Raw genomic sequence first — 2327 nt, 5'->3', positions numbered from 1 at the left:
TGTGAGCAGGTAGATATCAGATGAGTGGTAGCTTTCTTTTAGACACCAATATTGTAATTGCTCTCTTTGGCGGTGATGCTTTAGTTACCTGGATTCCCGGAAAATTATACCTATGAGTCTCTTAATCCGCATGATACAAGAGATTTCAAAAGTTTTTTATTCCTCATAGGTATAAATTATTATACCTATGAGGAGCAAGAAATGCAGTGTTTATAGATGTTTCAAGCACATAGGTATAAAAACGCGGGAATTCAGGATAAAAAGCAGGGAAAGGTAAGGAAGCATATGGATACCGGTTGATAGTCCTAGATTACCAGTATAACGCATAAAAGTTCCAATAAATAAACCGATCCCAATGCATCCCTAAAATAATTAGGCGGCTATACTAAAAAGCAAGCCGCCTGTCCGTGATAATATATACCAGAAGCCGGAGGCCGGGAATTATATAGAATCTACCTTCCATTGGCTTTGCAACCCCTAAAACTTAGGCCTCTGTTTTCATCATTTGATGGCATTGCCTTTATTGCTGCATGAACGCCTTCCCTAATAATACTTTTTCCCATTCATATACCCCTGCAGGTGATCCAGTGTTTCCCCGAAGCGCTGGAAGTGGACGACCTCTCGCTCCCGCAGGAATTTCAAGCCGTCCGCCAGATCCGGGTCATCAGTCAGGTTGATCAGATTCTCATAGGTTGCCCGGGCCTTTTGTTCTGCTGCCATGTCCTCATGGAGGTCTGCTATGGGGTCTCCCATGGTGTTGATATAGGCGGATGTCCAGGGGACACCATTGGAGTCGCTGGGGAAGATCCCCTTATCCCAGATGGCATAGTAGCCACCCAATCCTGCCCTGCGGATCTCCTGGGGTGTTGCTCCTTTCATCAGTTTGTAAACCATGGTAGCGATCATTTCCCAGTGGGCCAGCTCCTCTGTGCCGATGTCCGTCAAAACCCCCTTGGCCCTGCCGGTGGGCATGGAGTAGCGCTGGGAGAGGTAGCGGACGGCAGCGGAGAGTTCACCGTTGGGACCGCCGAACTGAGTTAATAAAAATTTAGCCATGGGCAGGTCTTTTTTACATACACGTACAGGATACTGGAGTTTTTTTTCATAAAGCCACATGGATATCCCCCCTAATACTCAATTTCCCAGGGCCAGGGTTCGTCAATCCACTGCCATACATGAGACTTGACCGGACCCGAATGGCCGAAGTTAACGAGTGGGCCGTACTTATCTTCGTAGGCCTTTCTTGCTTGTTCATAGCGAACCGCCAGTTCATTGAAGGTTTTGATGGCTTGTGTATCACAGGGGTGGGTGTCCAGGTAGAGATTGAGTTCTACCAGGGCGAACTCGAGTTCCTGGAGTTCCCGCAGCATTCTTACACACATTTGGTCCATTGTTTACACCTCACAGTCCTGGGGATATTTATAGTGGTGTGGATAGGGACGGTACAGTTCCGGAAAGAGTGTTCCCTTTTGTAGGGCCTCTCGTAAGGTAAACATTTCCCGGGCTGACATTTGCGGTGGCACATAAGCTGTGGCCAGCCGCAGGCGCGGGTAGCCCGGTTTGTGGAAAAGAGCGTCAGCGGCATTTTCGGGAATGCCGTTATCATTTTCTGCCATTTTTCTATACCCCCTTTGGGTTGTTTCTATATAACCATGTAAGCCCATATTTACCATATTGTATGCGGGGGTTGAGTAAACAGTGAATTATTGTTTTTTCTTGTTATAGTCTCAGGGTGTTTTATCAAAGTCATATATATGTGTGATCATAAGGTTTGGAATTGTTCTGAAGAGGGAACATTCTGTTTGGGGGTGATAAAATCGAATATTTGAACTGGGGATTTTTGCAGAGGGAAACAGGCCGTCTTGGTTGTGCTGAACTATTGATTTTTTGTGACAAGAGGGATGTCCTATGTCACGCCCTCTTTTTTACCGTGACAGAAGCGTGACAAAAGGACCGTCCTCGCGTCACGTTTCACGCTCCTTGACAAAAAAATACTTACGAGTATAGTGATGTTTACAATTACATCCTGACTTTTACACCAAAATGGCAGATAAAAGGCCGCAACCCCTTGATACACATGGGATAGCGGTCTTTTGATTTTGTCACAAATATGTAGTGTAAAACCTTATTTTTTGGCTTGAGCCAAAACTTTTTTTTATCGCCCCCAAGAGTAAGCCTTTTATTAGTGAAATTCAATTCCCAGCGCTTGCCCGATAGCATCTGAGATCACACTTCTGTAATCAAACAAATAAACATTGTCCTGCTCAATTGGAACAGGAAATCTTGTTGAGACATTCAACAATCCTTTCAAGCAGAAAAGCCGGCCC

Annotated in this window: 3 protein-coding genes; all 3 read right to left on the bottom strand. The window is 45.4% G+C overall.

What is annotated here, in order from left to right; genetic code table 11:
• Positions 1–543: 543 nt before the first annotated feature.
• Genes SSCH_RS07075 through SSCH_RS07065 form a run of 3 tightly spaced genes read right to left on the bottom strand, consistent with a single transcriptional unit; the run spans position 544 to position 1616 of the window.
• Positions 544–1116 carry a manganese catalase family protein gene (locus tag SSCH_RS07075; RefSeq protein WP_044664858.1) on the bottom strand — a complete coding sequence of 191 codons (573 nt, stop codon included), beginning with the start codon at positions 1114–1116 and terminating at the stop codon, positions 544–546.
• 11 nt (positions 1117–1127) lie between these two features.
• Complete coding sequence (locus SSCH_RS07070; protein ID WP_044664857.1) at positions 1128–1391, bottom strand: spore coat protein CotJB; 264 nt, start codon at positions 1389–1391, stop codon at positions 1128–1130.
• A 3-nt stretch (positions 1392–1394) separates the two neighbouring features.
• Positions 1395–1616, bottom strand: coding sequence for a spore coat associated protein CotJA (locus SSCH_RS07065; RefSeq protein ID WP_044664856.1), 222 nt, complete (start codon positions 1614–1616; stop codon positions 1395–1397).
• Positions 1617–2327 lie beyond the last annotated feature (711 nt).

Source organism: Syntrophaceticus schinkii, from assembly GCF_000946815.1.
GTDB classification, from domain to species: domain Bacteria; phylum Bacillota; class DSM-12270; order Thermacetogeniales; family Thermacetogeniaceae; genus Syntrophaceticus; species Syntrophaceticus schinkii.
The sequence above is the reverse complement of the archived record's forward strand: the minus strand, read 5'-3'. Positions and strand labels throughout refer to the sequence as shown.